General features: G+C 64.4%; 17 protein-coding genes, 2 tRNA genes, 2 rRNA genes, 1 pseudogene and 1 riboswitch (1 of these 23 running past the window's edge). Of the genes and pseudogenes, 9 read left to right on the top strand and 13 right to left on the bottom strand.

Annotation, left to right across the window (positions count from 1 at the left end; all coding sequences use genetic code 11):
- The 4 genes from ABIF91_RS12130 to ABIF91_RS12145 all read right to left on the bottom strand — a co-directional run.
- A 23S ribosomal RNA gene (locus ABIF91_RS12130) occupies window positions 1–197 on the bottom strand (it extends 2649 nt beyond the left edge of the window).
- Between the two features lie 403 nt (window positions 198–600).
- A tRNA-Ala gene (locus tag ABIF91_RS12135) sits at window positions 601–676 on the bottom strand.
- A gap of 33 nt (window positions 677–709) precedes the next feature.
- A tRNA-Ile gene (locus tag ABIF91_RS12140) sits at window positions 710–786 on the bottom strand.
- A gap of 187 nt (window positions 787–973) precedes the next feature.
- A 16S ribosomal RNA gene (locus ABIF91_RS12145) occupies window positions 974–2462 on the bottom strand.
- Together the 16S and 23S rRNA genes with 2 tRNA genes alongside form the textbook arrangement of a ribosomal RNA operon.
- A 991-nt stretch (window positions 2463–3453) precedes the next feature.
- Between ABIF91_RS12145 and ABIF91_RS12150 the strand changes: the two genes are divergently transcribed.
- The 3 genes from ABIF91_RS12150 to ABIF91_RS12160 all read left to right on the top strand — a co-directional run bounded on the left by ABIF91_RS12150 (window position 3454) and on the right by ABIF91_RS12160 (window position 7644).
- A complete protein-coding gene (locus ABIF91_RS12150; RefSeq protein ID WP_028178877.1) occupies window positions 3454–5517 on the top strand; it encodes a M23 family metallopeptidase in 2064 nt (687 codons plus the stop codon).
- Between the two features lie 149 nt (window positions 5518–5666).
- Window positions 5667–7292 (top strand): SMP-30/gluconolactonase/LRE family protein, encoded by a 1626-nt coding sequence (locus ABIF91_RS12155; RefSeq protein WP_028178878.1) that lies wholly within the window; start codon window positions 5667–5669, stop codon window positions 7290–7292.
- Between the two features lie 85 nt (window positions 7293–7377).
- A complete protein-coding gene (locus ABIF91_RS12160) occupies window positions 7378–7644 on the top strand; it encodes a hypothetical protein (RefSeq protein ID WP_028178879.1) in 267 nt (88 codons plus the stop codon).
- A 201-nt stretch (window positions 7645–7845) separates the two neighbouring features.
- On the opposite strand, the gene clpB is transcribed toward ABIF91_RS12160, so the two are convergent.
- Window positions 7846–10485 (bottom strand): ATP-dependent chaperone ClpB, encoded by a 2640-nt coding sequence (clpB, locus tag ABIF91_RS12165; RefSeq protein ID WP_028178880.1) that lies wholly within the window; start codon window positions 10483–10485, stop codon window positions 7846–7848.
- A gap of 240 nt (window positions 10486–10725) precedes the next feature.
- Between clpB and ABIF91_RS12170 the strand changes: the two genes are divergently transcribed.
- Window positions 10726–11547, top strand: a complete 822-nt coding sequence (locus ABIF91_RS12170) for an MOSC domain-containing protein (protein WP_050994933.1) — start codon at window positions 10726–10728, stop codon at window positions 11545–11547.
- Between the two features lie 91 nt (window positions 11548–11638).
- On the opposite strand, the gene ABIF91_RS12175 is transcribed toward ABIF91_RS12170, so the two are convergent.
- The gene (locus ABIF91_RS12175; protein ID WP_028178881.1) at window positions 11639–12319 is read right to left on the bottom strand and encodes a TIGR02594 family protein; all 681 of its coding nucleotides are present in this window, start codon (window positions 12317–12319) and stop codon (window positions 11639–11641) included.
- A gap of 215 nt (window positions 12320–12534) precedes the next feature.
- On the opposite strand from ABIF91_RS12175, the gene ABIF91_RS12180 reads away from it, so the two are divergent.
- Window positions 12535–13389, top strand: a complete 855-nt coding sequence (locus ABIF91_RS12180; protein ID WP_424579171.1) for an alpha/beta fold hydrolase — start codon at window positions 12535–12537, stop codon at window positions 13387–13389.
- Window positions 13390–13503: 114 nt separating this feature from the next.
- On the opposite strand, the gene metW is transcribed toward ABIF91_RS12180, so the two are convergent.
- Both metW and metX read right to left on the bottom strand, forming a co-directional pair.
- The gene (gene metW / locus ABIF91_RS12185) at window positions 13504–14166 is read right to left on the bottom strand and encodes a methionine biosynthesis protein MetW (RefSeq protein ID WP_028178883.1); all 663 of its coding nucleotides are present in this window, start codon (window positions 14164–14166) and stop codon (window positions 13504–13506) included.
- Between the two features lie 2 nt (window positions 14167–14168).
- Window positions 14169–15371, bottom strand: coding sequence for a homoserine O-acetyltransferase MetX (gene metX / locus ABIF91_RS12190; RefSeq protein WP_028178884.1), 1203 nt, complete (start codon window positions 15369–15371; stop codon window positions 14169–14171).
- Window positions 15372–15456: 85 nt separating this feature from the next.
- A riboswitch (SAM riboswitch) is annotated at window positions 15457–15536 on the bottom strand.
- Window positions 15537–15772: 236 nt separating this feature from the next.
- On the opposite strand from metX, the gene ABIF91_RS12195 reads away from it, so the two are divergent.
- Genes ABIF91_RS12195 through ABIF91_RS12205 form a run of 3 tightly spaced genes read left to right on the top strand, consistent with a single transcriptional unit; the run spans window position 15773 to window position 18681 of the window.
- Entirely contained in the window at window positions 15773–16621 is an 849-nt protein-coding gene (locus tag ABIF91_RS12195; protein WP_028178885.1) for a chorismate mutase, read from the top strand.
- 30 nt (window positions 16622–16651) lie between these two features.
- Entirely contained in the window at window positions 16652–17749 is a 1098-nt protein-coding gene (hisC, locus tag ABIF91_RS12200; RefSeq protein ID WP_028178886.1) for a histidinol-phosphate transaminase, read from the top strand.
- Window positions 17746–18681, top strand: coding sequence for a prephenate/arogenate dehydrogenase family protein (locus ABIF91_RS12205; RefSeq protein WP_028178887.1), 936 nt, complete (start codon window positions 17746–17748; stop codon window positions 18679–18681). The genes hisC and ABIF91_RS12205 overlap by 4 nt, the downstream gene beginning before the upstream one ends.
- Window positions 18682–18802: 121 nt before the next feature.
- Here ABIF91_RS12205 and ABIF91_RS12210 read toward each other — a convergent pair.
- Window positions 18803–19989: pseudogene (locus ABIF91_RS12210) on the bottom strand (DUF2125 domain-containing protein).
- Between the two features lie 110 nt (window positions 19990–20099).
- Between ABIF91_RS12210 and ABIF91_RS12215 the strand changes: the two are divergent.
- Complete coding sequence (locus ABIF91_RS12215) at window positions 20100–20702, top strand: gamma-glutamylcyclotransferase (protein WP_028178889.1); 603 nt, start codon at window positions 20100–20102, stop codon at window positions 20700–20702.
- On the opposite strand, the gene ABIF91_RS12220 is transcribed toward ABIF91_RS12215, so the two are convergent.
- The 4 genes from ABIF91_RS12220 to ftsE all read right to left on the bottom strand — a co-directional run bounded on the left by ABIF91_RS12220 (window position 20699) and on the right by ftsE (window position 23929).
- Window positions 20699–21472 carry a lysophospholipid acyltransferase family protein gene (locus tag ABIF91_RS12220; RefSeq protein WP_028178890.1) on the bottom strand — a complete coding sequence of 258 codons (774 nt, stop codon included), beginning with the start codon at window positions 21470–21472 and terminating at the stop codon, window positions 20699–20701. The genes ABIF91_RS12215 and ABIF91_RS12220 overlap by 4 nt on opposite strands.
- An 11-nt stretch (window positions 21473–21483) precedes the next feature.
- Window positions 21484–22188 (bottom strand): YdcF family protein, encoded by a 705-nt coding sequence (locus ABIF91_RS12225; protein ID WP_028178891.1) that lies wholly within the window; start codon window positions 22186–22188, stop codon window positions 21484–21486.
- A 120-nt stretch (window positions 22189–22308) separates the two neighbouring features.
- A complete protein-coding gene (locus tag ABIF91_RS12230; protein ID WP_424579172.1) occupies window positions 22309–23277 on the bottom strand; it encodes a cell division protein FtsX in 969 nt (322 codons plus the stop codon).
- Window positions 23270–23929 (bottom strand): cell division ATP-binding protein FtsE, encoded by a 660-nt coding sequence (ftsE, locus tag ABIF91_RS12235; RefSeq protein ID WP_028178893.1) that lies wholly within the window; start codon window positions 23927–23929, stop codon window positions 23270–23272. The genes ABIF91_RS12230 and ftsE overlap by 8 nt, the downstream gene beginning before the upstream one ends.
- Window positions 23930–23998 lie beyond the last annotated feature (69 nt).

Raw genomic sequence — 23998 nt, forward strand, 5'->3', positions numbered from 1 at the left:
TCATGGTCCCGATCATTTCTGGTCAAACCCCAAAACCTAAGGTCTTGGAGTTCCGGCTATCGAAGGTGGGTTTCCCCATTCGGAAATCCGCGGATCAAAGCTTCTTCGCAGCTCCCCACGGCTTATCGCAGCGTAGCACGTCCTTCATCGCCTCTCAGCGCCAAGGCATCCACCGAACACCCTTAAGGCACTTGATTGCTCTCATTATCAATGTCCACACACTCGGCAGAATGTTGTCTGCAGAATTGCCTTGCGGCACGCGCCCTCGATGAACGCTATCTGCAACCGGACATTGACTAGAAAGACCAGCTTGCTTCGTAAGATCGTTCCGATAGCGAGGCGGCCAAGCTTCGCTAAAAGGATCATTCACAACTCACATGTCTTTCAGGCGCAGCCTTGTGAGCTACACTGAAAGGCGCGCGAGCGCCGAAATGATCCGGAGATAATGAAGTCTCGCGCGGATATTCTCCGCACGATCCAACTCGGATCGATCTCCTCTTTACGATGTCAGAAATCACGCAGCTTGCTGTCCATCCGGACTAGCAAGCGCGAAGTGATGTTTCGCGGACGACGGCACAGGATCTCGGTGATCAAACCATCTGGTGGAGCCAGACGGGATCGAACCGACGACCTCATGCTTGCAAAGCACGCGCTCTCCCAGCTGAGCTATGGCCCCGTAACCAGAAGACGAATGCACACTCGATGAAAGTGGTGGGCCTGGGAAGACTTGAACTTCCGACCTCACGCTTATCAAGCGCGCGCTCTAACCAACTGAGCTACAAGCCCCTAACGCATATCCAGTCAAGGACCAGGGATCTGCAAGCCTGCAGCCCCAGCGCGTGTTCGTCCGCGAAGAAAGAGAAACGAAGACGGCGAAATCCCGCCAATGCAGCTCAACGATCTGGCGATCTGTTGGCCACTGATGTTTCTAAAACGGTTCGATAGAAGCAAGCTTCTGAAGAACCATCCTTAGAAAGGAGGTGATCCAGCCGCAGGTTCCCCTACGGCTACCTTGTTACGACTTCACCCCAGTCGCTGACCCTACCGTGGCCGGCTGCCTCCCTTGCGGGTTAGCGCACCGTCTTCAGGTAAAACCAACTCCCATGGTGTGACGGGCGGTGTGTACAAGGCCCGGGAACGTATTCACCGTGGCGTGCTGATCCACGATTACTAGCGATTCCAACTTCATGGGCTCGAGTTGCAGAGCCCAATCCGAACTGAGACGGCTTTTTGAGATTTGCGAAGGGTCGCCCCTTAGCATCCCATTGTCACCGCCATTGTAGCACGTGTGTAGCCCAGCCCGTAAGGGCCATGAGGACTTGACGTCATCCCCACCTTCCTCGCGGCTTATCACCGGCAGTCTCCTTAGAGTGCTCAACTAAATGGTAGCAACTAAGGACGGGGGTTGCGCTCGTTGCGGGACTTAACCCAACATCTCACGACACGAGCTGACGACAGCCATGCAGCACCTGTGTTCCAGGCTCCGAAGAGAGGGTCACATCTCTGCGACCGGTCCTGGACATGTCAAGGGCTGGTAAGGTTCTGCGCGTTGCGTCGAATTAAACCACATGCTCCACCGCTTGTGCGGGCCCCCGTCAATTCCTTTGAGTTTTAATCTTGCGACCGTACTCCCCAGGCGGAATGCTTAAAGCGTTAGCTGCGCCACTAGTGAGTAAACCCACTAACGGCTGGCATTCATCGTTTACGGCGTGGACTACCAGGGTATCTAATCCTGTTTGCTCCCCACGCTTTCGTGCCTCAGCGTCAGTATCGGGCCAGTGAGCCGCCTTCGCCACTGGTGTTCTTGCGAATATCTACGAATTTCACCTCTACACTCGCAGTTCCACTCACCTCTCCCGAACTCAAGATCTTCAGTATCAAAGGCAGTTCTGGAGTTGAGCTCCAGGATTTCACCCCTGACTTAAAGACCCGCCTACGCACCCTTTACGCCCAGTGATTCCGAGCAACGCTAGCCCCCTTCGTATTACCGCGGCTGCTGGCACGAAGTTAGCCGGGGCTTATTCTTGCGGTACCGTCATTATCTTCCCGCACAAAAGAGCTTTACAACCCTAGGGCCTTCATCACTCACGCGGCATGGCTGGATCAGGGTTGCCCCCATTGTCCAATATTCCCCACTGCTGCCTCCCGTAGGAGTTTGGGCCGTGTCTCAGTCCCAATGTGGCTGATCATCCTCTCAGACCAGCTACTGATCGTCGCCTTGGTGAGCCATTACCTCACCAACTAGCTAATCAGACGCGGGCCGATCTTTCGGCGATAAATCTTTCCCCGTAAGGGCTTATCCGGTATTAGCACAAGTTTCCCTGTGTTGTTCCGAACCAAAAGGTACGTTCCCACGCGTTACTCACCCGTCTGCCGCTGACGTATTGCTACGCCCGCTCGACTTGCATGTGTTAAGCCTGCCGCCAGCGTTCGCTCTGAGCCAGGATCAAACTCTCAAGTTGGACTTGAACTTTGAACCGGCTGATCACAACGTTTGACGAGGTCCCACCATTTTTCGCCGACCGAAGTCGACGAGCTGCCCGCGATTCACATCGCTGGCAACGATGGTGTAACCTTTAAACGTGTACCGCCGAAGTCTTTCGTCCGGTCTCGATCAGAAAAGCCGAGGCTTTTCAGAAGCGAGACCCGCAAGGACTCCGCCGTCCACGTTTCTCTTTCTTCATCTTCACTTGTCAAACAGCCCGGGACCGCGGAGGCCCCAACCTTCCAGAGTGGAAGGGTTCCGATACCCTTACCGACGAAAAATGACTCCAACCGACTGGTGTCGATTGTTGTGTCACTCAACAAGGTGAGGAGCATCAGTGGCGCGTTCGCTCGCCTTGGTCAGTGACCCGGCGGCGCCGCGCTCAGTGGTTGGGGTTATAGTCCCCACCGATCGGGATTGTCAACGCCCATCGTCAACAAATCGTCGCACAGTGGATCGTCGGAAAAAATCACACGATTCCAGGCCCTTAGAGGGGCACAGGGCGAGCGAGCCGGCCCCGTGCGAAGAAAAAACTGAAAAAAAGTTTGCATCCCTAGGGGCTCCGGAGGGGCTCCAAAGGCGGCTTGCAGCGCCGCTCCGGGGAGGCCCCTCGCGCCGGCTTCTTGAGGAAGTTTTTTCCATATTTGGCGCCGTACTTGAGCCACAATCCCGCGGCGTTCTGGTAAGAGACGAGCTTGAATCGCGGGGATGCCTATGGGGGCTGCCGGCGATTTTCATGGGGTCAGGGGAAGGCATCTTGCAGATGACGCAACCTTCCTTCGACGTTCGAAAGACATCGAGAGAGTTTCATCCGTCCAGTTGTTCGTAATTTCGGCCAGCCCTGTTCCGGGGCTTTCTGAGCGCGGGCGCCTGTGCGGCTTGCCTTTTCCGGCGATCCCCGTTCAAGAGGGCCGCCAGGGACAAGGTTCGAAGCGGGCTTTCTTGGGTCGTTGATTGGGGGACTTGGGTTGAACCACAGGACGTCACGCGGCACCTACGGGCGTGAGACCGGGATCATCGATCTCGGCCACGAGCCGCCGCTGTCCGTCGATGGTTCTGAAGCCGCGGTGATCGACCGCCGCCGCGTCTCGGTGCAATGGTTCAGCGGGACAATTCTGACCGGACTCTGCGGCGCGGCCCTGATCGGCGGCGCCGTTTTCGCATCGCTCGACGGCGAGATGACCTTCGCCAAGGTGCCGGAGCGGGTCGAAGGCGCCTTGCGCGGCGCGTTCGGCGCCGCCGATCGCGCCGCCACGCTGCACAAGAGCGACCGGCTGCCGCCGCCGAGCGAATCCACCGCCTCGCGCAACATCATGCGCGTCTCGACGGTCGCCCGCGTCGGCAACCGTGACGTGATGCGGGTGCGCCCCTTCGTCCGGATCGCCGGCAACCTCTCGATGACGACGAGCGACCTGTCGGCGAAGATCCCGCCGTTCAACGCCCAGCGCCTGCTCACCGATGTCGGCTCCGATCCGAAGACGGCGTCCGACGATCCCAACAATCCGGAAGCCGTCGAGCCCGACGCGGAGGTGTCCTTCGTCACCAAGGATCTGTCGTCGGTGCTGCCGAAGGCCAAGATTTCCGCGGTGGTGGCGCTCGACGACATCCTGATGCGGGTCCGCGATGCCGCCAACTGGCGCGGCAATGGCGGGGTGCGCTACGCCTCGCTCGCCAATGCCACGGCCGACGTCTCCGGCACGACCGGCCCGTCCGACATCAAGATGGCCTACGCCGCCGAGGCGTCGTCCTCCGATCCCTATGCCGGTTTCGAGACGCGCGTGGTGCCGGAGAACGTCACGCTGCTGCCCAAGACCAAGGAGCAGATCACCGGAGGCAATCCCAATGGCGAGCGCGTCCATCTGGTCAGGAAGGGCGACAGCGTCGGCTCGGTGCTGCGCGATCTCGGCGCGACGGCTGACGAGATCAAGGCGATCACCGCAACGCTCGGGCCGCGCGGCCGTGACGGCGGCCTCAAGGAAGGCGAGAAACTCCGCATCCTGATGGCGCCCTCAAGCCCCGGCGCCCGGCTCCAGCCCTATCGCGTCGTGGTTGCAAACGACACCATGGTGGAGGCGATCGCGGCGCTGTCCGATCTCGGCAAATACGTCGCCGTCGACGTCTCCAGCATGAACACCGTCGCCGACGCCGCGGCCAACGCCAACAGCGAAGACGATGACGAGGATGACGGCAGCGGCGTGCGGCTGTACCAGAGCATCTACGAGACGGCGATGCGCAACAAGGTCCCGATGCCCGTCATCGAGGACATGATCAAGATCTACTCCTACGACGTCGATTTCCAGCGCAAGGTGCAGCCCGGGGATTCCTTCGACGTGTTCTACGCCGGCGAGGACGAAGGCGTGACGTCGAGCGAGAAGAACGAGGTGCTGTTCGCCTCCCTCACCGTCGGCGGCGAGACCAAGAAATACTACCGCTACCAGAGCCCCGACGACGGCGTCGTCGACTACTACGACGAGACCGGCAAGAGCGCGAAGAAGTTCCTGGTCAGAAAGCCCGTCAACAACGCCATCATGCGCTCTGGCTTCGGCGGCCGCCGCCACCCGATCCTGGGCTACGTGAAGATGCATACCGGCGTCGACTGGTCCACCGCCTACGGCACGCCGATCTTCGCCTCCGGCAACGGCATGATCGAGAAGGCCGGCCCCGAGGGCGGCTACGGCAAGTACATCCGCATCAAGCACGCCAACGGCTACGAGACCGCCTACGGCCATATGTCGGCCTTCGCCAAGGGCATGGAGCCCGGCAAGAAGGTGCGGCAGGGCCAGGTGATCGGCTTCGTCGGCTCGTCGGGCCTGTCGACCGGCCCGCACGTCCACTACGAGATCCTTGTCAACGGCCGCTTCGTCGACCCGATGCGCGTGAAGCTGCCGCGCGGCCGTTCGCTGGAAGGCCCGATGCTGGCCAGCTTCGAGAAGGAGCGCGACCGGCTCGACGGCATGATGAGCGGCCGCGGCGGCGCCATCGCCCGCATGTCGGACGCCACCGGCGGACCGCTGCAGGTCACCAACCGCTAAGTCGGGAATCGGCCGCCCCGGCGGACATCTCCAAACACGATCCGAATTCGACGTCGTCGCGAGGCCGCTTTGCGGCGTCACAACGTCAAGTTTTGTTTGCCAAAGCGGCATGAGGAGCGAATACTTCCCAAAAAACGGGAGGTCTCGCCATGAACAACAGGCTTGCCTGCGCAGCCTTGGTCGCTGCGCTGTTATCCGCCACGAGCCTGTCGGCTGAGACCTTGCCGGCAGCCTGGGAAGTCACCAAGCTCGTGCCGGGCTCGGCGTTCCACGGCGTGCACGGGCTCGCTGTCGACAAGGCCGGCCATCTGTTTGCCGGCAGCGTCGCAGGCGCGACGCTCTACGAGGTTGCGGGCAGTAGCGCCAAGGTTGCAATCCCGGCACCGGTCGGAATGGCCGATGACATCGCGTTCGCGCCCGACGGCACCATGGCCTGGACCGGATTCCTCGCAGGCGATCTCTATGCGCGCAAGGGCGACGGCCCGATCAAGAAGCTTGCTTCCGGCCTTCCCGGCATCAACTCGCTCGCCTTCCGCAAGGACGGCAGGCTGTACGCCACCACCGTCTTCCTCGGCGACGCGCTCTACGAGATCGATGTCGAGGGCGTCAAACCGCCGCGCCAGATCATGGAGAAGATGGGCGGCCTCAACGGCTTCGAGTTCGGTCCCGACGACAAGCTCTACGGTCCGCTCTGGTTCAAGGGCCAGGTCGCAAGGGTCGACGTCGACAAGGCCGAGCTGACCGTCGTTGCCGACGGCTTCAAGGTCCCGGCCGCCGTGAACTTCGATTCCAAGGGCAATCTCTTCGTGGTCGACACCGCGCTCGGCCAGCTCGTCCGGGTCGATCCGAAATCGGGCGCCAAGACCATGGTCGCGCAGCTGAAGCCATCGCTGGACAATCTCGCCATCGACGACAAGGACCGCATCTACGTCTCCAACATGGCCGACAACGGCATCCAGGAGGTCGATCCCGCGACCGGCCAGGCCAAGCAGATCATCATCGGCAAGCTCGCGCTGCCCGGCGGCATCGGTGTCACCTCGGAGAGCGGCAAGGATACGATCCACGTCGCCGACGTGTTCGCCTATCGCACGGTGAATGGAGCGACCGGCGAGGTCACCGAAAAGGCGCGCATGCACGCGGCCGGCGTCACGCTCGAATATCCGATGAGCGCGACGGCGAAGGGCAACGACGTGGTCCTGTCGAGCTGGTTCACCGGCACCGTGCAGGTGATCGACGGCAAGACCGGCGCGACGCGCGACATGCTGCACGACTTCAAGGCGCCGCATGACGCGGTGGTGCTTGCCGACGGCAGCATCCTGGTGGCCGAGCTCGGCTCCAAATCGCTGGTCAAGGTGAGCGGTGCGCACGGCAAGGATCGCACCACGCTGATCGGCGACCTCGAGGGCCCGGTCGGGCTCGTCGGTGGACCAGGCGGTGAGATCTATGTCACCGAAGCCTTTGCCGGCGCCGTCTCCCGGATCGACACAAACGGCGAAAAGACCGTGGTCGCCAAGGACCTGAAAATGCCCGAAGGCATCGCACGGGGCCCCTCCGGCCAGCTGATCGTGGCCGAGGTCGGCGCCAAACGGCTGATCGAGATCGCGCCGGACAGCGGCAGGGTCACCGAGATCGCCGCCAACCTCCCGATCGGCCTGACAGGCGCGCCCGGCGGCCTGCCGACGCACATTCCGACTGGCGTCGCGGTCGGTGCAACGGGCGTGATCTACTTCAGCTCGGACGTCGAGAACGCGATCTACAAGGCGGTGAAGAAGTAGCGTCCGCCGGCCAAGGCCTGGCCGCGGAACCCGCAGGCGGATTTTCGGTTAGCTGACGGAAGCCGACCAGCAGGAGGATCGCCCCATGACGCGCCTCTCACGCGACGATGTCGTCAAGGCCGTGGACCGGGCCGACGACGTCACCATTGCCCAGATCATCGGAACCGGCGCGACGGTCGAGGAACTCGCCGAAGCCCAGGCCTGGCTCGCCAATGACGAGCCCATGATCAACGACTTGCGCCCGCTGGCGCAGGGACGGGTGCGCGAGCTGGTGGACATCCTGTCCGAGCTGGAAGAGGACGACGAGGAGGTTGGACCGGCCGAACCGGGCTCCGGGTCTGCTGTCGGTTAGAGCGGGCTGGGTTCAGGTTTGAGGCGGTTGAGACGATGCGGGACCCATTTGACCACTCCCGCTTGCGGGAAAGGTCGGCGCACGCGCCGGGTGAGGCCCCTCTCGTCATCGCACTCCAACGCGCAAACCGACATAGCAAAGCGCCCCGGAGAGATTGCTCTCTCCGGGGCGCTTATCGTTTCAGGCGACGAGCGCCAGCGCTCAGTTCAATTTCCGCTTCGTCACCGGCGCCTCGAACTGGGTGATCTCGGCGGTTCGCGGCGCCTTGCCGTTGAAGGTCAGCACGTTGCCTTCGGACGAGATCGCAACCGTGTCGCCGTCCTTGACGTCGCCGGCGAGGATCATCTCGGCGAGCGGGTCCTGGAGGTGGCGCTGGATCACCCGCTTCAGCGGCCTTGCGCCATAGGCGGGATCCCAGCCCTTGGCAGCGAGCCAGTCGCGACCGGCAGTATCGAGCGTCAGCACGATCTTGCGATCGGTCAGCAGCTTCTGGAGCCGCGTGAACTGGATCTCGACGATCCGGCCCATCTCGCTCTTCTGCAAGCGGTGGAACAGGATGATCTCGTCGACGCGGTTGAGGAATTCGGGGCGGAAGTGCGCCCTCACCATTCCCATCACCTGCTCGCGCACGGCCGAGGTGTCCTCGCCCTCCGGCTGGTTCACCAAGAACTCCGAACCGAGATTCGAGGTCATGATGATCAGCGTGTTGCGGAAGTCGACGGTGCGGCCCTGACCGTCGGTCAGGCGGCCGTCGTCGAGCACCTGCAACAGGACGTTGAAGACGTCGGGATGCGCCTTCTCGATCTCGTCGAACAGCACGACTTGATATGGCCGGCGCCGCACCGCTTCGGTGAGCGCACCGCCCTCGTCATAGCCGACATAACCCGGAGGCGCGCCGATCAGCCGCGAGACCGAGTGCTTCTCCATGTATTCGGACATGTCGAGGCGGACCATCGCGGTCTCGTCGTTGAACAGGTACTCCGCCAGCGCCTTGGTCAGCTCGGTCTTGCCGACGCCGGTGGGCCCTAGGAACATGAACGAGCCGGTCGGCCGGTTCGGGTCCTGCAACCCTGCGCGCGAGCGGCGCACGGCGGTCGCGACCGCACGCACGGCCTCGGCCTGCCCGACGACACGCTTGCCGAGCTGCTCCTCCATCTTGAGGAGCTTCTCCTTCTCACCTTCCAGCATCTTGTCGACGGGCACGCCGGTCCAGCGCGAGACCACCTGCGCGATGTGGTTGGCGGTGACCGCCTCCTCCATCATCTCGCCGGAGTTCTCCTTGGCCTCGATGTCCGCGAGCTTCTTCTCGAGCTCCGGGATCCGGCCGTAGGCCAGCTCGCCTGCCTTCTGGAATTCGCCGCGCCGCTGCGCGTTGGCGAGCTCGACACGCAAGCCGTCGAGCTCGGCCTTCAGCTTCTGCGCATCGGAGAGCTTGTTCTTCTCCGCGCTCCAGCGCGCCGTCAGCCCAGCAGACTTCTCCTCGAGGTCCGCAAGATCCTTCTCCAGGGTCTGGAGCCGGGTCTTGGAGCCGGGATCGCTTTCCTTCTTCAGCGCCTCCTGCTCGATCTTGAGCCGGATGATCTCGCGGTCGAGCGAATCCAGCTCTTCCGGCTTGGAATCGACCTGCATCTTCAGCCGCGCCGCGGCCTCGTCCATGAGGTCGATCGCCTTGTCAGGCAGGAAGCGGTCGGTGATGTAGCGATTGGACAGCGTCGTGGCGGCGACGAGCGCGGAATCGGTGATCCGCACGCCATGGTGCTGCTCGTATTTGTCCTTCAGGCCGCGCAGGATCGAAATGGTGTCCTCGACCGAGGGCTCGCTGACGAAGATCGGCTGGAAGCGCCGCGCCAGCGCGGCGTCCTTCTCGACGTGCTTCTGGTACTCGTCGAGCGTGGTCGCGCCGATGCAGTGCAGCTCGCCGCGGGCGAGCGCCGGCTTGAGCAGGTTGGAGGCGTCCATCGCGCCGTCGCCCTTGCCGGCGCCGATCAGCGTGTGCATCTCGTCGATGAACAGGATGAAGCTGCCTTCGCTCCCCGTCACCTCCTGCAGCACGGCCTTCAGCCGCTCCTCGAACTCGCCGCGGTATTTTGCACCGGCGATCAGTGCGCCCAGATCGAGCGAGAGCAGCTTCTTGTCCTTGAGGCTCTCCGGCACGTCGCCGTTGACGATGCGCAGCGCCAACCCTTCCGCGATCGCGGTCTTGCCGACACCGGGCTCGCCGATCAGAACGGGGTTGTTCTTGGTCCGGCGCGAGAGCACCTGGATGGTACGACGGATCTCCTCGTCGCGGCCGATCACCGGATCGAGCTTGCCGTCGCGCGCGGCCTGGGTCAGGTCGCGGGCATATTTCTTCAGCGCGTCATACGCGTTCTCGGCGGTCGCCGAATCCGCGGTCCGCCCCTTGCGCAGCGCCTCGATCGCCGCATTGAGGTTCTGCGGGGTGACGCCGCCCTTGTTGAGGATCGTGCCGGCCTCGCTGGTCTTCTCCAGCGTGAGGCCGAGCAGCAGCCGCTCTACGGTGACGAAACTGTCGCCGGCCTTCTCGCCGGCCTTTTCGGCGGCATCGAAGGTGCGGGCGAGCTCGGGTGCGAGGTAGATCTGGCCGGCGCCGCCGCCGGAAACCTTCGGCACCTTGCCGAGGGCGTCCTCGGTCGCCTTCAGGATTGCACGGGAATTGCCGCCAGCGCGGTCCATCAGGCCGGCAGCGAGCCCCTCATTGTCGTCCAGGAGGACTTTCAGGAGATGCAGGGTGGAAAACTGCTGGTGCCCCTCGCGCATCGCGAGCGACTGCGCAGACTGGATGAAGCCCCTGGAGCGTTCGGTATACTTTTCGATGTTCATCTTTCTGTCCCTCGGCCTGCCCTTGGGGCCCTCTCAGGCACCCCAATACGGCATCTTCATTGGGTTTCCGCTCACCGCATTGAGGTTTCTCAAGCGGGAACGGTCGTGTTTTTGCCGACGTTGCCGCCAGCTTGAGGCAGATGTGGGAAGCGGGTTGCGGATGCGAAAGAGGCGAGTTCACAAATTCGTGCGCTCCTGGGCGGGCTTGGCGCTGGCGCGCCGAATCCCTTAAGTAGCGGCATGACAGCCAGCCACACTGCCGAGATCACCGGCCTCTATCGCTACCCGATCAAGGGCCTGACGCCGGAACACCTGTCGCGCGTCGCTTTGCGGGTCGGCCAGACCCTGCCAGCCGACCGCCGCTACGCCATCGAGAACGGCCCGAGCGGGTTCGACCCCGATGCGCCCGAGTGGAAGCCGAAGATCCAGTTTCTGATGCTCGCACGCAATGAGCGGCTGGCCGAGCTCGACAGCCGGTTCGACGACGCCACCAATCTGTTGACCATCCGCAAGGACGGCCAAATCGTCGCCAGCGGCGATCTCGAGACCGCCGCCGGGCGCGCCGCCATCGAGGCCTATTTCAGCGAGAACTTTCAGCCGGAGTTGAAGGGCCCGCCCAAGGTTCTGTCCGGCCGCGACCACAGCTTCTCCGACGTCGCCCGCAAGGTCGTCTCGATCATCAATCTCGGCAGCGTCCGCGCGATCGAGACCATGCTCGGCGGCGCCGCCGTGCACCCCCTGCGCTTCCGCGCCAATCTCTACGTCAAGGGCTGGCCGGCCTGGTCGGAGCTCGATCTCGTAGGCCAGACGCTCGCGGTCGGGCCGGCCCGGCTGAAGGTGATCAAGCGCATCGTCCGCTGCCCCGCCACCAATGTCGATCCTGAAACCGCCAAGCGCGATCTCGAAATCCCGCCCACGCTCTCGCGCCATCTCGGCCACATGGATTGCGGCATCTATGCCGAGGTGATCCAAAGTGGCGAGATCGGCATTGGCGATGCGGTCGCGGTGGACAGCCGAGATTGGTGTGACGAGGCACGCTGCCGTAGGGTGGGCAAAGCGTAAGCGTGCCCACCATTCCCGCTAGCGAACCGCGACGGACCGCCGGTGGGCACGGCGCTTCGCGCCTTTGCCCACCCTGCGGCGCCGTCACTCCTCAGTTCGGCATCGCATACGCATAGATCCTGCCGCGCGGGACCGGCGCTTCGCGGACGCGGTTGCCGCTATTGCCGGAGATCATGATCGGATTGCCCTGCGCATCGACGCCGGTGATGATGCCGACATGGCCGCCCCGGCGGCCGCGCGACATCACCGCAATGGCGCCGACCTGCGGACCGGAGATGCGCGTGCCGTAGCGCGCGAACGAGCTAGCCATGTCGGAGCCGGTGCCCTGATGGCCGGTGTGCTGCAGCACCATGTTCATGAAACGAGCGCACCACAGGCTGCCGCGCCCGGTCGGATTGCCGCCGAGATAGCGCCGCGCCTCGGACACGAGGCCCGATCCGCCACCGAACCCGCCGCTGCTCATGGCGTTGTTCGGCATTCCGTTGGTGGCCAGGCCGCCGCCATTGGCGTTCGGATCATAGCTCGCCTGTGTGTTGCCGAACCCGCTCGCCTGCAGCTGCGCCGCGCTACGCTCGAAGCGCGAGCTGCGGGCATGGTGCCGATAATGACGGTAGTGATGATGTCTGGCGTGGTGCACGTAAGCGTGCCGCTCTGCGCTATGACGATGATGGGGTCGCGCCGAGGCCGGAGAAACGAACACGGCGACCGCCGAAAAGAACAACGCCAGCGCGACGACACAACGCGACAGGCGAGACGCAAACAACTCAACCATTCTTCATCCTTCGTTACACCCCTACTTTCCGATCGGCCGGTGAAGTGGCCGACATAGGTCAGGCCGTTAAGCCGCCCGATGTGGCGAGAAAAAGACACCGCGTCGGCGAATAGCTGCGATGATTTTGTGTCGGTGCTGCTCCGATGCTGCCGCATTGCGGACAACAGCGTTAACTGCAATCCTGCAAAGGCGGCTTGAAGAGAGGGAAACGGTTAATGCCCCACGCCACGACCAGGGACGACGTCCGCATCTATTTCGAAGAGGCGGGTCAGGGAACGCCGATACTTTTTCTGCACGAGTTCGCGGCCGACTACACCAATTGGGAGCCGCAGATGCGCTACTTCTCGCGCGGCCATCGCTGCATCGCCTATTCGGCGCGCGGCTACACGCCTTCGGACGTACCTGATGGGGAAGTCTACACCTACACGCATTTCTACACCGATGCGCTCGCGGTGCTCGACCATCTCGGGATCGAGCGCGCGCATCTCGTGGGGCTGTCGATCTCATCGCTCCAGATCGGGCTCAACGCCCCGCAGCGCGCGTTGTCGATGACGCTCGCCGGCGTCGGCTCCGGCTCGGAGATCGAAAATCTGGACTCCTGGCGCCAGCAATGCCGCGCCAATGCCGAGCAGTTCGAGACATCAGGCTCCGCCGAGGTCGCAAAGGTCACGCGCGAGGCGCCGAGCCGGATTCCCTTCCTGGTGAAAGACCCGCGCGGCCACGCCGATTTCTATGCCGCGCTGGCACGGCACGACGCCAGGGGTTCGGCGCGCACGATGCGCGGCTTCCAGGGCGGACGTCCCTCGATCTACACGATGACGGACGCGATCGCGAAGGTGGCAACGCCCGCGCTGATCATCTGCGGCGACGAGGATGATCCCTGCATCGGACCGAGCTTGTTCCTGAAGAAGCACCTGCCGGCCGCGGGACTCGCGATGTTTCCGAAATCGGGCCACGTGCTCAACCTCGAAGAGCCCGCGCTGTTCAACGAGAGCGTGGAGCGGTTCGTCACGCTGGTGGAAGCCGGACGCTGGCCGGTGCGCGATTCAAGGTCGCTGGCTCCGCACTAGCCGTCATTCCGGGATGCGCCAGAGGCGCAGGCCCGGAATCCATCGGGCCGCAAACGCTGTGGCACGATGGATTCCGGGCTCGCGCTTTGCGCGCCCCGGAATGACGGAGAGATGCTATTTCCCCTCGCCCCTGCTCAGCAGAAACACCGCCTGTTCGCCGAACATGTTCCACACCCACCAGGGCAGGTTCAGCGGCACCGGGCGGCCGTAGAGATCGAGCGCGACGGAGCGCTCCATCTTGACGTTGATCTCGTCGCAGAGCTCGACGAAATCCTTGATGGTGCAGAAATGAATGTTGGCGGTGTCGTACCAGGTCGCCGGCAGGTTCTCCGTGCGCGGCATGTGGCCGCCGACCAGGAGCTGCAGCCGCATCTTCCAGAAGCCGAAATTCGGGAACGAGACGATGGCCCGGCGGCCGATGCGCAACAGGTTCTCCAGCACCACGCGCGGCTGCCGCGTCGCCTGCAGCGTCTGCGACAGGATCACGTAGTCGAAGGCGTCGTCGGGATAGTTGACGAGGTCGGTGTCGGCGTCGCCCTGCACCACCGCGAGCCCCTTGGCGACGCAGCGGTTGACGCCCTCGCGCGACAGCTCGATGCCGCGCCCGTCGATGCCGCGGGTCTCAAGCAGCTGAAGCAGGTCGCCCTCGCCGCAGCCGACGTCGAGCACCTTCGAGCCCGGCTTGACCATCTCGGCGACCAGCAGATGGTCGGCGCGAAACTGACCGGACTGTGCGGACGAAAGCCCCCCCAGCGGCAGCACTTCCTGGACAGACATGGCTAGCGGTCCTTGCCGGTGAGCCCGCGGGCCTTGCCTGCCGATTGCAGGAAGGCGCGGGAGATGTCGAAGAATTCGGGCACGTCGAGCAGGAAGGCATCGTGGCCGCGATCGGTTTCAATCTCCGCGAACGACACCCGCGCGCTCGACGCGTTCAGCGCGTGCACCAGCGCGCGCGATTCCGAGGTCGGGAACAGCCAGTCGCTGGTGAAGGAGACCACGCAGAAGCGGGTCTGGATTCCCGCAAACGCCTTCGCCAGCACGCCGCCATGGTCGGCCGCGATGTCGAAATAGTCCATCGCGCGCGTCAGATAGAGATAGGAGTTGGCGTCGAAGCGCTCGACGAAGGACGAGCCCTGGTAACGCAGATAGCTTTCGACCTGGAAATCCGCGTCGAACGAGAAGGTCGGCAGCTCGCGGTCCTGCATGCGCCGGCCGAACTTGCGATGCAGTGCCGCGTCCGAGAGATACGTGATGTGCGCCGCCATCCGCGCCACCGCGAGCCCGCGATGCGGATGGATGCCGTGATCGGCATAGCCGCCGCCGTGCCAATCGGGGTCGGCCATCACGGCCTGGCGCCCGAGTTCGTGGAAGGCGATGTTCTGCGCCGAGTGCCGCGTCGCGCAGGCAATCGCCAGCGCGGAGAACACGCGGGCAGGATAGGCCGAGGTCCATTGCAGCACCTGCATGCCGCCCATCGAGCCGCCAACGACGGCAAACAGCGTGTCGATGCCGAGCCGGTCGATCAGCATCGCCTGCGCGCGCACCATGTCGGGGATGGTGATGACGGGGAAATCCAGGCCCCAGACCTTGCCGGTGGCAGGATTGATCGACGCCGGCCCGGTCGAGCCCATGCAGCCGCCGATCACGTTGGAGCAGATGATGAAGTAGTGCTTGGGATCGATGGGCCGGCCGGGGCCGACCAGCGTCTCCCACCAGCCGGGCTTGCCGGTGACGGGATGCACATTGGCGACGTGCTGGTCGCCGGTCAGCGCATGGCAGATCAGAACGGCGTTGGAGCGATCGGCGTTGAGCTCGCCATAGGTCTGGTAGGCGATCTGGAACGGGGTGAGATCGACGCCGCAATCGAGCCGCAGCGGCTGCTCGGTGCCGAAATGCGCGACCTGCGAGCTCGGGTGATCCACCTCGTGCGACCGTTCGTCGGCGCTGATCGCAGGACTAGGTACTGACTTGACGCCAACCATCATCGACCTCGTTTGCGACCGCCGTCAGACCGCCGCTGGAATCAGGCCATGAAAAACCCGGCCTGAACGATAGGTTCGGCCGGGATCGGAAGCGTCCCCGGCCTGTTTAGCGAGTTTTTTAACGTGGCTGCAAGCCGGCCGGCTCAAATGACCACGGAACAGGCGAAAGTTACCGTCTTGGGCGGTTTTCGTCAAGTCACGGTCCGGATCGATCGAATTCGTCTCCGTCTCATCGGCCAAAAAGGCCGTCATTTCTCTTTGCTTTCGCCGCCCCGACTGCCTAATCAGGATTGATCGCAGCGGTGACGGCCTTGCGAGTTGTCTTGCCGAACCGCATTGGAACGTCCCTCAACAACCCAAGCTCTTAAACAGTCCAAGCTCTTCAACAGTCCAAGTCAGATATGACCCAACGTCCGCCCGCGCCACCATCGCTCCAGGAATTGCGCAAGGAGATCGACGCGATCGACGAGAGCATGCATCGCCTCCTGATGCAGCGCGGCGACATCATCGACCGCCTGATCCAGGTGAAGCAGACCCAGGAGGTCGGCTCTGCGTTCCGGCCCGCGCGCGAGGCTTCCATGATGCGCGAGATCGTGCAGCGCCATCGCGGCATCCTGCCGCTCGATACGGTCGAGAGCATCTGGCGGGTCATCATCTCGACGTTCACTTATGTGCAGGCGCCGTTCTCCGTGCATGCCGACATCTCGGTGAGCGAGCCGGCGATGCGTGACTCCGCGCGCTTCCATTTCGGCTTCACGGTGCCTTACGTCGCGCATTTCAGCGCGCAGGCCGCGGTCGAAGCGGTGGCGAAATCCAAGGGCGACCTGGCGCTGGTCTCGGCGACCTCCAGCCGCACGCCGTGGTGGCTCTCGCTGGAGGAAGCTGGCGCGCCGAAGATCATCGCGCGGATGCCCTTCGTCGAACGTGCCGATCATCCGGCGGCGATGCCGGTGTTCGCGGTCTCGCGCGTCCCCGACAGCGCCCTGGTGACGGAGGTCGAGACCTTCAGCGTGCGCGTCTCCGGGTGGAACGCCGAGGTCGCGCGCGCCCTGTCGCCGCTCGCCGAGATCGTAGCGGTGCCCGATACCGCCTTCGATGGCGCGGCGCTGCTGGTCTCGGTCACCAGCGCGACCAGCATCGACAAGATCAGGGCTGCCCTGATCGAGGCGGGGGCCTCGGTGCGCTCCACGGCCCTCGTCGGCAGCCACGCAACGCGCTATACGGTGCCCCCGACCGGGGCGAAATCGTAAATCGCGCGCCTCGCCATTTCGGAGTTGAAGATGTCCCGCCCCGTGCCGAATCCCGGCATTCTCGATATTGCGCCCTACACCCCCGGCAAGAGCCCGGTGCCGGAGCCGGGCCGCAAGGTGTTCAAGCTCTCGGCCAACGAGACGCCGTTCGGGCCCTCGCCCAAGGCGATCGAGGCGTTCAAGCGCGTGGCGGATCATCTGGAGGACTATCCGGAAGGCACCTCGCGCGTGCTGCGCGAGGCGATCGGCCGTTCTTTCGGGCTCGATCCCAACCGCATCATCTGCGGCGCCGGTTCGGACGAGATCCTCAACCTGCTCGCCCACACCTATCTCAGCCACGGCGACGAGGCGATCTCCACCACGCACGGCTTCCTGGTCTACCCGATCGCGACGATGGCGGTCGGCGCCAAGAACGTCGTCGCGCAGGAGACCAACCTCACCGCCGATGTCGACGCCATCCTGAAGGCCGTGACGCCACGGACAAAACTGGTCTGGCTCGCCAACCCCAACAATCCGACCGGCACCTATCTGCCGTTCGACGAGGTCAAGCGGCTGCGCGCCGGCCTGCCTTCGCACGTGCTGCTGGTGCTCGACGCCGCTTATTCCGACTACGTCTCGCGCAACGATTACGAGATGGGAATCGAGCTCGTCGCCACCACCGAGAACACGGTGGTGACGCACACCTTCTCCAAGATCCACGGCCTGGCTGCGCTGCGCATCGGCTGGATGTTCGGCCCCGAGCACATCATCGACGCGGTCAACCGCATCCGCGGCCCCTTCAACGTGTCGACGCCGGCGATGTATGCCGCGGTCGCCGCGATCGAGGACACCGCGCACCAGGCGATGTCGAAGCAGTTCACCGAGACCTGGCGCAACCGGCTCACCGAGGAGATCGGCAAGCTCGGACTGAAGGTGACGCCGAGCGTCGCCAATTTCGTGCTGATCCACTTCCCGACCGACAAGGGCAGGACCGCTGACGACGCCGACGCCTTCCTGACCAAGCGGGGCCTCGTGCTGCGCGCGCTGAAGAATTACGGCCTTCCGCATGCGCTGCGCATGACCATCGGCACCGAGGAGGCCAACCGTCTCGTGATCGAGGCCTTGCACGACTTCATGGGCGGCAAATGAATGCTGATCCACACTTCCAGCGCGTCGCGCTGATCGGCTTCGGCCTGATCGGCGGCTCGATCGCGCGCGCTGCGAAGCTCCAGGGCCTGGCCGGCGAGATCGTCACCACGGCGCGCTCGGAGAAGACACGCGCGCGGGTCACCGAGCTCGGCATCGTCGATCGGGTCGTGGCGACCAATGCGGAGGCCGTGAAGGATGCCGATCTCGTCATCCTCTGCATTCCCGTCGGCGCCTGCGGAGCGGTGGCGCAGGAGATCGCCACGCATCTGAAACCGGGCGCGATCATCTCCGACGTCGGCTCGGTCAAGGGCGCGGTGGTCAGGGACATGGCCCCGCATCTGCCGAAAGGCATCCATTTCGTGCCGGCGCATCCGGTCGCGGGCACCGAGCATTCGGGCCCGGATTCGGGATTTGCCGAGCTCTTCATCAACCGCTGGTGCATCCTGACGCCGCCGGAAGGCACCGAGACGGCGGCCACGGAGCATCTGCGCGCGTTCTGGGCGGCGATGGGCGCCAAGGTCGAGATCATGACGCCGGATCATCATGATCTCGTGCTCGCGATCACCAGCCATTTGCCGCATCTGATCGCCTACACCATCGTCGGCACCGCGGACGAGCTGGCGCAGGTGACGGAATCCGAGGTGATCAAGTTCTCCGCCGGCGGTTTTCGCGATTTCACCCGTATCGCCGCGTCCGACCCGACGATGTGGCGCGACGTCTTCCTCGCCAACAAGGAAGCCGTGCTGGAGATGCTCGGCACCTTCACCGAGGATCTCGCCAAGCTCACCCGCGCGATCCGGCGCGGCGACGGCGAGGCGCTGTTCGATCACTTCACCCGCACCCGCGCCATCCGCCGCGGCATCGTCGAGATCGGCCAGGATTCGGCCGCACCCGATTTCGGCCGGCCGCACGCGGCGCTGAAGAAGCCGTAGCTCTCTCCGTCATGGCCGGGCTTGTCCCGGCCATCCACGCGCATCCGCGATTGACGAAAGACGTGGATGCCCGGGACAAGCCCGGGCATGACGACGGAGTGTTTGGCCGGGCGTATCTCGTTCAATACAGCGGCGGGATCTGACCGACCTTGACCGGGCCGAGCAGCACGGCGCCGTCGACGAATTTCAGCGGGAAGCTTCGCGCCTTCCTGCCTTCGAGCGTGCTCTCGGTGCCGATCGAATTGATGCCGGCGGCGACGCCGGCATTGGCGTTCTGCTTAATGACCTTGCCGAGACCGGGCACGGCGCGGTCGAGCGCGCCGAACAGATTGTTGAGGTCCTGCGACTTCACGCCGGGGGCGACGCGGTCGAGCGTTGCCTGTGGCACGCCCTCCTCCAGCATCTTCTCGATGCCGAGCGCCGGGATCACGCGCTCGAGGCCCGTCACCGTCATCTGCAATTCGCCGTCGAGCCGGCCGTTGGCGGAAAGGCCGAGCTTGCCGGCGGCAACCGCGATCATCTCGCCCTGCTGGATCCGCGACTGGACGATCTCGATATGGCCGCCGGCGGCCTGGATCTCGCGGAAGCGCTCCGGCCAGGGTTTTGGCGTGAGATCGGAAAGGCCGGTGATCTTGGCGCGGGTGTCTGCCGCGAACGGCTCGGCGAGCAGCGGATGCACGCCCTGAATGCTGCCCTGCGCGACGTGCAGCACGGTCTCGATCACGGGACGATCCGACGAAGATCCCTCGGCGAGGCGCCCGTGCAGCTCGATCTGCTTGGCCTGCGCGAGCGGCACCTGCACGCTGCCGTCGAGACGGTTGAGGGTGGGGGGTCGTCGAACACGATGGAGGCGCGATCCGGCACGGCAGGCAGACCGGCCACGCTGGCGCGGCCCTTGCTCCAATTGACCGTGAAGGTGTTTTGCGTGATGCCGTCGATCAGCGTCGCCGGCGCGGAAAATTCGGCGATGATGCGCTTGGGATCATAGACCTGGGCGACGACCAGAATGTTGTCGAGCTTCGCCGTGAACGGCGTCTTGCTCGCGTTCTGCGACACCAGGGCGACGCTGGCGCCGGAACACTGGACCTCGAAGCGGAACGGGAAGCCCGCGATCGAGCGCTTGGCGCAATCATAGATCCGGCCGGACTTGGCCTCCTGCGCCCGCCAGGCGTCTGCGGCGATTTCGGCCTGCGACGCCGCGTAGAACCAGAAACCGCTCCACGCGACCGCGAGGATCAGGACGAGAACGGGTGCGATGAAAAGGCCCCAACGGGAGCGACGGCCTGCGGCAACGGTCATATTGGACATGCGGCGACCCTTTGATCCCGGATTTTGGCAAATGTAAGCGGGGACGACCTGCGACGAAAGGCGGAGAATTCGCTTCGCTTCGGGGCATGGTTCTGGTAGCCGTGCCCGAAATGTCGGAAATCACCGTCCCTTCCGTCACCACCGCCAAGGGCGACCTCTGGGTGTTCGGCTACGGCTCGCTGATGTGGCGGCCGGGCTTCGAGTTCGAGGAACGCATCCCGGCCCGGCTGGTCGGCGAGCATCGCGCGCTCTGCGTCTATTCGTTCGTGCATCGCGGCACGCCGGAAAAGCCTGGCCTGGTGCTCGGGCTCGACCGCGGCGGCGCCTGCCGCGGCATCGCCTTCCGCGTCGCCGAGAAAAACCGTGCCGACGTCGTCGCGTACTTGCGCGCACGCGAGCAGGTCACCTCGGTCTATCGCGAGGTGATGCGTTCGGTGTGGCTGGAGAACGATGCGCGCCAGCGCGTCTCTGCACTCGCCTACGTCGTCGACCGCGGCCATGCGCAATATGCCGGCCGGCTGTCGCTCGCCGAGCAGCACCGTCATGTCGTCCAGGGCCACGGCCAGTCTGGCGCCAATCGCGATTACGTGACCGCGACGGTGAAGGCGATCGAGGCCGAAGGCTTTCGCGACGTGCAGCTGCATCAGCTTGTATTGATGCTGCATGGTGATGCGCATTCGCTGCACGCCGCGGCTCCGAACGAAGATCGCTAGCCGCCCGTTGGCGCGTAGCTCGGCGCCGAGCCGATCAATTGCTCCTGCTCCCTGCGGCCGGCTTCGACGAGGCGGCCGGTCGCGTCCTCGATCGCGGCTTGCACGCGGGAGAGAAACTCGTCCTTCGGCAGGCCCGGCGGCAACGGTTCGAGAAACTCCACAACCAGCGTGCCGGGGTAGCGCATGAAGGTGCGGCGGGGCCAGAACAGGCCGGAGTTGAGCGCGATCGGCAGGCACGGCACGCCGCACGACGAATAGATCTGTGCAAAGCCGGTCTTGTAGTCGGGCGGCGCGCCCGGCGCCCGGCGCGTGCCTTCCGGAAAGATCACGAGCTGGCGTCCGCTGCGCACCGCCTCGCGCGCCCGCCGCGTCATCTCCAGCAGCGCCTTCACGCCGGCATTGCGGTCGATCGCAATCATCCCGGTCTTGACCAGGAACTGACCGAACACCGGGATCTGCATGAGCTGGCGCTTGAGGATGAAGATCGGCCGATTGAAGAAGCCCGGCAGCACGAAGGTCTCCCAGAACGACTGATGCTTTGCCACGATCAGCAGCGGGCCTTTCGGGATGTTCTCGGCACCGCGGAATTCCACCTTGATATTGCAGACCACGCGCATCAGGAACAGCGTTGCCTTGGCCCACCATTCCGCCACCGTCAGCATGGCGCGCGGCGGCAATGCGAAGGTCGGCAGCGCCACGATCGCAAGGCACACCAACACGGCGTAGAACAACACGTTGAAAACGAGCGAGCGCAGAAAAATTGGGAACATCGATAGTCCGATCAATTGGCCTGTGCGGTAGCGGGCCGCTTCGGCTGCTGACCTGCAGGCTGCTCCGATATCTCGGGCCAGAGGTCAATCCCGAAATGCTCCAGCCGCACCCTGAGCTCGGCCGCGATGTACTTGATATATTCCGACAGGAGCAGCCGCAGCGTCGATCCCGAGGTCCACCACGGCTCCTCGCGCCATTTGTCGCCGACCACCGCGAACGGGATCAGCGTCATCTGTGGCATCGCATGCGAGAATTCCACCAGCGCGCGCGGCATGTGATAGTTGGAAGTGACCACGATCAGCGATTTGAACCGGCGCCCCTCGGCCCAGCGCCGCGCTTCCGCTGCGTTGCCGCGGGTCGAGAGCGCGGTGCGGTCGAGGTCGACGCAACAGGTCATGAAGGACTGGTTCTCCGGCAAGGTCCGTGAGATGTCGCTCGCCCTCGAGGTCGGATGCACGCCGGAGATCAGGAGCCGCCTGCCGTAGCCCGCAGCGAGCAGCTCCATCGCGTCCGATACCCGCGAGGAGCCGCCGGTCAGCACCACGATGCCGTCGGCCTTGCGGTCGGGCACCGTCTCGGCGCCGCGCAAATGCGACAGGAATGCAACGAAGCCTGCGGCCGCGGCAACGAAGGCAAGCGCGATCGTCGACACGATTGTCGCGCGCAGCCAGCCGCGCGGCAGTTTCGGCGATCGATCGTCGGTCGGCGAGCTCATGCGATATCAGTGATCCCTTCCCTGAAGCGATTTTAAGACGTTTTGAGGCGAAGTGGAGTCCTGCGAATGGCTGCTCGGTCACCCCCTCCCGCTTGTAACGGGAGAAGGGAAGAAAAGAGCTCAATCGACATCATTCAATGTCGCAAACAGCGTCTGGCGCGAGGCCACCGCGGTGATGCCGCCGATCAGCACGGCCTGGATCGCGAGCACGATGTAGCCGGATGGCCGCAGCGAGAAGGTGCCGAGCAGCGCGGCAAACTGGTCGCCGACGGGGGTACCGGAAAACCAGCCTGCGATGGACTCTGAGAAGCCGAACATCAGCATGGCGGCGCCGCCGCCGATCACGCCGCCCTCCAGGCCCAGCCTGAGGAAATGGCGCAGGAAGTGATTGGCGATGTAACGGTCGCCGGCGCCGACGAAATGCAGGACCTCGACGATCGGACGATTCGCCGCCATGGCGCCGCGGGTCGCGAACGAAACCGAGATGATGGTGGCGATGATGACAAGTGCGAGAATGCCGAGGCCGGCCAGCACGATGGCGTTGGTCATCGAGCGCATGCGCTCGATCCAGGCACGGTGATCGTCGACGCTGGCGCCCGGCGCGACCTGCGTCACGCGCGCGCGCAGGGCGCCGAGATCGAGCGGCGTGCCCGGCTGCACGCGCGCGATGATCATGCGCGGCACCGGCAGATCGTCCATGGACAGGCCGGTGCCGAGCCAGGGCTCGAGCAGCTTGCCGCTCTCCTCCCTGGTGAACGGCCTGACCTCGACGATGCCGGCTTGCGTGCGCATCGCCTCCGTCACGGCCGCGGTGTCGCGATCGAGATCACGGCCGGCCTGCGGACGAACCTGGATGGTGATTTCGCTCGCGACGTCCGACTGCCATTCGGCGGCGGAGGCACTCACCAGCAGCACCGTACCCGTGGCCATCGAGGCGAGGAAGCTCATGATAGCGACGACGGCGACCAGCGCTCTGCCATGGATCGAGGCGCGCGGCACGATCGGCGACATGTTGCGTGCCCTGGCCGGAAGCTGCGGACGCTCCTGCCCGAGATCGACCAGCACGCCGCGCTCGTCGGTCCTACTCATAGACGTGCAGCCGTCCCTGGTGCAGCACCAGCCGCCGTGCTTCGTACTGGTCCATCAGGCCGATGTCGTGAGTGGCGATGATGACGGCGGTGCCTGACTTGTTGAGCTCGATGAAGAGCCGCAGCAGGCGCCGGCCGAGCGTCGGGTCGACACTGCCGGTCGGCTCGTCCGCGAGCAGCAGCTGCGGCCGCGAGATCACGGCGCGTGCGATCGCCGCGCGCTGCTTCTCGCCGCCCGACAGGATCGGAGGCAACGCATCCATGCGGTCGCCGAGGCCGACCCAGCGCAGGAGATCGATCACCTCCTTGCGGTAGCTCGACTCGCTGCGGCCCATGACGCGGAACGGCAGCGCGACATTCTCATAGGTCGTCATGTGGTCGAGCAGGCGGAAATCCTGGAGCACGATACCGATGCGCTTGCGCAGGTCCGCGATCTCGTCCTTGCCGAGCTGCGAGATGTCGTGGCCAAACAGAGTGACGAGGCCCCGCGTCGGCCGATGCGACAGAAACAGCAGGCGCAGCAGAGACGTCTTGCCGGCGCCGGACGGTCCGGTGAGAAACTGGAAGGAATGCGCCGGGATCTGGAAGCTGAGATCGCGCAGGATCTCCGGCCCCAGACCGTAACGCAATCCGACATTTTCGAACCGAACCAAGCTCAGCTCCGTTCGAGAGGGGGCGCGGGTCGCACTGCGGCGCTCCGCCACGCGCGATCAACGGGTTTT

The organism is Bradyrhizobium sp. USDA 241, assembly GCF_049739505.1.
GTDB lineage: Bacteria > Pseudomonadota > Alphaproteobacteria > Rhizobiales > Xanthobacteraceae > Bradyrhizobium > Bradyrhizobium liaoningense.